This is a genomic window from Bradyrhizobium sp. WSM4874 (genome assembly GCF_055811835.1).
In genome coordinates this window covers 1-6,030 of sequence record NZ_JBVVPR010000104.1, presented here as the reverse complement: position 1 = coordinate 6,030, position 6,030 = coordinate 1, and the positions used below count along the sequence as shown (strand labels likewise).

The following is a 6,030-nucleotide window of genomic DNA, read 5'->3' as shown; positions in this document are numbered from 1 at the left end:
TCGCCAAGCCGACCGACCGTCAGCCCAAAACCGCCGCGTGACCGGCCCGGCCGTCACCAAAAGTTGGCGATAGCTCTTCATGGCCCCCATGTGACCTCTCACGTTGCGTTCCGACGCCGCAACAGACCTACCAATAGAGCCGCTTATAGCCATGAAATCCATCGCACTCTCCGAACTAAAAAACGGTTTCGCTATGGTGCCGAACCCACGTTGTATTGACAACCTCTGTTGCGGCATCCAGTGCCTCGAGTAATGCTTGTAATGCTTCGAAATGATCCCTCGCGACACCCCCGTCCATCTCAAGCTTTATCGATTTCCGCCACATATCAAACTCTTTCTCAAGGGCATATCTGAATGTGCCATCGACGTCATCTAGCAGCTGTTTCTGCAACCCAAGCATGCCCAAAAGCTCTCTTACCCTTGATCCTCTTCGGCTATCCATTCTGGCTTGCTTGGATAGAGAACATGCAACTCAGACTCTCCGATACGCACGAACAATCCATCGCGATCGATAGAGACGATCTTCCCGAACTGGTCGACAGTGTCGCCAACTTTCAAGCGCGTTCCATTCTGAACAATGATGAATGGCGTTCGGCCGAGGTACACACCTCTTACTGTCGGCGATGCCATTAGCGAACACTGCATCTCGAGCCGGATGTGGGGCGCGAACTTCTCCGCGAAGCGCGAAGCCACGTTTTGCCACTCTTTGTAACTAATCGGAGTCAGTGCTCCGGAAACGAGTACGACGTCCGGCTTCGTCAGGATGCGAATGGAGCGGCGCAGTTCGGTTGTTGTAGCCCTCTCGAGGAAAGTGCGCGCGCGGTCCGGTGTTACGAGCGCATCATCAATTCTGTTTACCCCAGGAATATCCTGCCGCACGCGACGAAGAGCCGCTTCGACATTTGCATCGCTCGGCCCATATCCTGTCACTGAAATCTCTCCGGCACCCCGCAGGCTAATATTGCCGTCGATGCCGAACGCGCGTATGACCGTGGTTGCGAGGTCGATGAGCTTTGTGTCAGACGATGTGCTGGCGGCCCGTCGCTCGGGTGTGACTTCAGCAGCTAGCCCGGGACCGCGTGGGGCGGATTCCAGCTTAGTTCCCTTTTGGGGCCGCAAATCGCCGCTGATACCTCCTTTATCATCGGAGAGCAGTGTGCCGAAATTGCTCGCCACATTGAAATCGCGATCCGCAGCCTTGATCGAACCAGTGTCTGGAAGGGCGGCCAAGGTGAAAGAGCGAACCCGCTCTATCCCGGCCCACACCCCATACATCATGATCAGGATGGCACAAGCCTGCGCGCCAAGCCGCCATCGTCGGGTTAACGAGCCCACGGCGAGAGCTGTTTTTGCACTGTGCGGCGTCGACGCTCCTTCGGGAGCGGAGTCCAAATGTTCCTCATCGAGCCTTCTTCGCTCGAATACAGAGCCTTCGGGAAAGCTACGGCCGACTGGGCCGATACTAAAAATCGTCCGCCCAACCCGGACCGGAGTGAAGGGATCGAGCATCGCTTGGTGGTCTGTCGGGCAGTTGCTGCCGCCGACGAGCACGCCCGGCGCGAGCGCGGTAACATGAACAATTCCCGCTTCGATGGCGATGCGAAGATGTGAACCAACTAGCTCCGAATCGGCAAAGGTGAGGTCATCCGCGTCATCACTACCGATCAGCCAGACTCCCTCGTCTACCCACGTCTCGGCACCCCTATTAGGGCCGGACAGCACGCGTAAAACGAGCTTGGCCGGATCACCCGTCCGAACATCTTGATCTATGTCCGTGTCCCTCATTGCAATGATATCCTTCCCAATGTTTGTATGGAGACTTCGGGGGTAAGCTCCTGATAGGAGAGCACTGGAATTTCGTGGAACTCGACTTCGATAAGCTTGCGCAAGTGTCGACGCGTATCCATTGAAGTCAGCAAGACCGGCTTGTGCGCTTGTTGATCGAGGTTACCATTAGCTTCTCTCATGTTGTCAATGATTTGACGTCTGGTTCGAGCATCGAGAGCGAGATAGCTTCCGGCGGTACTCTGTCGAATGGCGTTGCGCACGGTCTCTTCCAGTTCCGGGGTCAGGACATAGGCCGGCAGAAGGTTCAACCCGATACAATGCTGGAAGCAGATTTGCCTCTTCAGCGCACGCCGCACATGCTCGGTGAGCAGAACTGCGTCTTTTTCGTTCTGTGCACATTCGACCAGTGCCGTCAGGATGGCGCGCATATTGCGCAGCGAAACCCCTTCCGAGATTAGTCGCTGGAAGACCTCGGAAATCTTCTGAAGAGGAATTGAGCGCAGGACCTCCTTTACGAGTTCAGGGGATCGTGCTTCCACGTGGTTCAGAAGAGCCTTCGCTTCCTGGATACCGATAAACTCATCGGCGCGCCTGCGCAGGACTTGGCCGATATGGTAGCTAAGGATCTCAATCGATTCCAAGAATGCGATATTGAGAGCCCGCAACGACTCGCGATGTGTAAAGTCCACCCAGACTGTGTCCATCTGAGGCAGGAAGGATTTGTCCACAACACACGGAATCCCCAGATTCTCGAGATTCTCGGGGGTGTCACGCGCCAGAACATGTTCGGGCCGCAGGCATCCTTCGCCACACGGTATTTCGTTTACCATAATGATATAGGCTCCATTCCTGCAGCTGTCGTTGACCCGCACATTGATCGCTGGAAAAGGAACGCCAAGATCCAGAAGGAGTGTCTGCCGGACAGACGCGAACCCCATTTTTAGTAAATCAGGCTCGATGATCGCCTGAAGTTCGGGACCTATGTCGACCATGAGGGGTATGGTGAGCGTTATATTATTGTCACCCGCTCCGCTCCCTTCGACCGTCTCGTCCGCTTGCCTGGGGAGCCCCCCCCCCATCATTGAGTAGGAAGGTCCGGGGGCCGAAAGCCGCTGACTGCGCCTCAGTTGCCACCCGCCTCCCCCAACGGCTGCAGCCAAGATCATGAAAATCAACGTTGGAAAACCAGGTACGAAGGAAAACAGGAGAAGGACGAATGATCCAGCAATCAAGGCGCGTGGCTGTGCGCTGACCTCGTGACCGATCTTATTGCCGAGATCTGGGCTGTTATTCTCGTCACTTACCCTGGTCACGATAAGGCCTGCCGTGATCGAGGTGAATAGAGCGGGTATCTGACCGACGAGTCCATCGCCGACGGTCAGAATTGCATAGACCTCCAGCGACTCGGACAACCCCATCCCTTTCTGAAGGCAGCCAATCGTGATCCCGCCTATGATGTTCACTGCGATGCTGATCAACCCGGCGATGGCATCACCCTTGAGGAACTTCATGGCGCCGTCTAGCGCACCGTAAAATTGACTCTCGCGCTCGATGGCAACCCGGCGGCGGCGTGCCTCTCGGATGTCGATGCTGCCGGCTCGCAAGTCCCCGTCGACGCTCATTTGCTTGCCCGGCATTGAATCCAGAGAGAAGCGTGCGGCAACCTCGGCGACGCGCTCAGATCCTTTCGTGATGACCAGAAACTGCACAATTGTCATGATCAGGAACGTGACCGCGCCCACGACCAGATTACCTGCCACGACAAAGTCGCCGAACGTCTTGATGATCTGGCCGGCGTCCGCATGCAGCAAGATAGTGCGTGTCGCGGCGATGCCGAGCGACAGCCGAAAGAGCGTTGTCAGCAAAAGCACCGAGGGGAAGGAGACAAACGCAAGAGGTGATCGAATGTAGACCGCCATCATCAGCAGAAGCGCTGAGAATCCGAGGTTGAGAGCCTGCAGCAGATCCATAAGGACCGGCGGTACTGGAATGATCATCACCAAAATGAGAGTGATCAACAGCGCCACCAAAACGATATCATTGCGGCGGCTGGCGACTGCTAGGAGCTTGTCGAGAACTTTCACACCTGGCATGCGCGCGGGTTTCCCTGCAGGGCCACGGCCAGAGAATGCATTCCAACCAACAGGTTGCCTCTCGCAGTCGACCCGCATCAGTGGATTGGTTAGGGCCATTGGTCCCGGCGCTTGGACCGGAAGTGCTGTGCGCATGCTGCAGATCTTGCAAAGGGTGTGCCATCCGGGGCTTTGTGCAGTCCTGCGCAATCGAGACTGAGGGATGCACGTCGGCGGCGCAGCCCCTGAGGCACAACGTCGAGTGACGGACATAATGTTGTCAACCTGACTTGGCCGAACACGACCGCAGTCGGAGGAGGCCCCCTCTCTCGTGTCAGTTCCGTGCCGCGGTCCGAAACCCGGCGTAACGGCCAGGGCGATACGCGTGGCTTCCGGAAAAGCGTTGTTCTTTGCCGTGAGGGGCATGGAAAGATTGAGACCATGATCGCCAGTGAAAGGCAAAACATGGTCGGCGGGCTCAATATCGAAATTGTATTTGCTTCTGGTAAGTCCTCACCAGTCTGAAACATTCAGTTCTGCCGTGAATGGTGTTTACAAAGTAACACGTTGACAGTACCGGACACGAATGATGGGTGGACGATTTTGTTGTGCGGCACGGTTGTTTGGACAGCGCCCCGCTGGATTTAACTGAGGCGGTGAGCGTTGTTGACCTGCGCCTGAAGTGTCACCCAGTAGCGGTTAGAGTCTCGGCGGATGTTACGCCGTTTGGCGCGGTGTGAGCAACGTGCGATCGGCGGAGCTGGTCGGGGTTGCGCAGCCGATCGCACGTTGCGGTGAGTAGGCGGCATAGGCCGCAGGGGTCAGATAGCCGAGCGAGGAATGCGGGAGCTATCGCCAACTTTTGGTGACGGCCGGGCCGGTCAGGCGGCGGCGGTTTTGGGCTGACGGTCGGTCGGCTTGGCAATGACCTCGATCCCGTTGTTGAATGTCACACCGAGAACGAGTTTTGGCAACTGGTTATGACCGTCGAGACGACGCCAATTTTCTGGGCGCCCTCGACCAGAGAGCTGGCCCGGCAAATTCGGACAGTAGCTTGAGTGGATTTTCTGCCTGACAGCGGCGAGGATTCTTGCCGCGAATCAGGAGCGAAGATGACGAAGAAGAGCCGCCGGACGCATTCTCCGGCATTCAAGGCGAAGGTTGCTTTGGCTGCGGTCAAAGGCGACAAGACGCTGGCGGAGCTGGCGCAACTGTTTGATGTTCATCCGAACCAGATCACGATCTGGAAAAACCAGCTCCTGGAAGGCGCCGCCGGCGTGTTTGGGCGTGACAAGGCATCGGCCGAGACGCCAGTCGATTTGAAGGCGTTACATGCCAAGATCGGCGAGCTGGCGTTGGAAAACGATTTTTTGTCCGGCGCGCTCACCAAGGCGGGCCTGCTGAGCGCAAAACGATGATCGACCGCGGTCATGGATCGTGCGCCAGACGAAGGTCCTGAAGCTGGCTCGCAGCACGGTCTACTATGAACCTCGGCCAGTTTCGGCCGAGGACCTTGCCTTGATGCGTCGGCTCGATGAGCTGCATCTCGATTATCCCTTCGCGGGAGCGCGTATGCTGCGATCGTTGCTGCGGCGGGAGGGCGTATAGGCTGGTCGCCGCCACATCGCGACGCTGATGAAGCGCATGGGGATCGAGGCGGTCTATCGTCGCCCGAACACGAGCAAGCCGGCACCGGGTCACAAGATCTACCCGTACCTGTTGTGCGGATTGAAGATCGAGCGGCGCGACCATGCGTGGGCAATGGACATCAACATTCGGATGCGGCGTGGTTTCGTCTATCTCGCCGTGGTGCTGGACTGGGCGACACGTCGTGTTCTGTCGTGGCGGCTGTCGATCACGATGGAGGCGGCGTTCTGCGTCGATACGTTGGAAGATGCTCTCGCGCGTCATGGCAAGCCGGACATCTTCAACACCGACCAGGGCTCGCAGTTCACCGGTGCGGCCTTCACCGGCGTCCTCGCCGAAAACGGCATCGCCATCAGCATGGATGGCGCGCTTGGCGAGACAACGTGTTCGTTGAGAGGCTTTGGAAAAGCGTCAAATACGAAGAAGTTGTGTGCTGTGAACGTCACTGTTCGAAATATGAACGGTGGCGATGCTTTATCGGAGATGAGGGTAGGCCCCTCGAAGTCGGCTTGCAGGAGCAGGC

At 57.2% G+C, this 6,030-nt stretch carries 3 protein-coding genes and 2 pseudogenes; 1 reads left to right on the top strand and 4 read right to left on the bottom strand.

Going from position 1 to position 6,030, the window contains the following annotated elements; all coding sequences use genetic code 11:
• Positions 1-175 precede the first annotated feature (175 nt).
• The 4 genes and pseudogenes from AC0L3P_RS39070 to AC0L3P_RS39055 form a co-directional block, all read right to left on the bottom strand.
• Complete coding sequence (locus AC0L3P_RS39070) at positions 176-400, bottom strand: EscE/YscE/SsaE family type III secretion system needle protein co-chaperone (RefSeq protein WP_473309321.1); 225 nt, start codon at positions 398-400, stop codon at positions 176-178.
• Positions 401-414: 14 nt separating this feature from the next.
• A complete protein-coding gene (locus AC0L3P_RS39065; protein WP_473309319.1) occupies positions 415-1,785 on the bottom strand; it encodes an FHA domain-containing protein in 1,371 nt (456 codons plus the stop codon).
• The gene (gene sctV / locus AC0L3P_RS39060; RefSeq protein ID WP_473309318.1) at positions 1,782-3,881 is read right to left on the bottom strand and encodes a type III secretion system export apparatus subunit SctV; all 2,100 of its coding nucleotides are present in this window, start codon (positions 3,879-3,881) and stop codon (positions 1,782-1,784) included. The genes AC0L3P_RS39065 and sctV overlap by 4 nt, the downstream gene beginning before the upstream one ends.
• A 664-nt stretch (positions 3,882-4,545) precedes the next feature.
• Positions 4,546-4,706, bottom strand: a pseudogene (locus AC0L3P_RS39055) (IS3 family transposase); the annotation flags it as partial.
• Between the two features lie 266 nt (positions 4,707-4,972).
• On the opposite strand from AC0L3P_RS39055, the pseudogene AC0L3P_RS39050 reads away from it, so the two are divergent.
• Positions 4,973-5,935, top strand: a pseudogene (locus tag AC0L3P_RS39050) (IS3 family transposase); the annotation flags it as partial.
• Positions 5,936-6,030 lie beyond the last annotated feature (95 nt).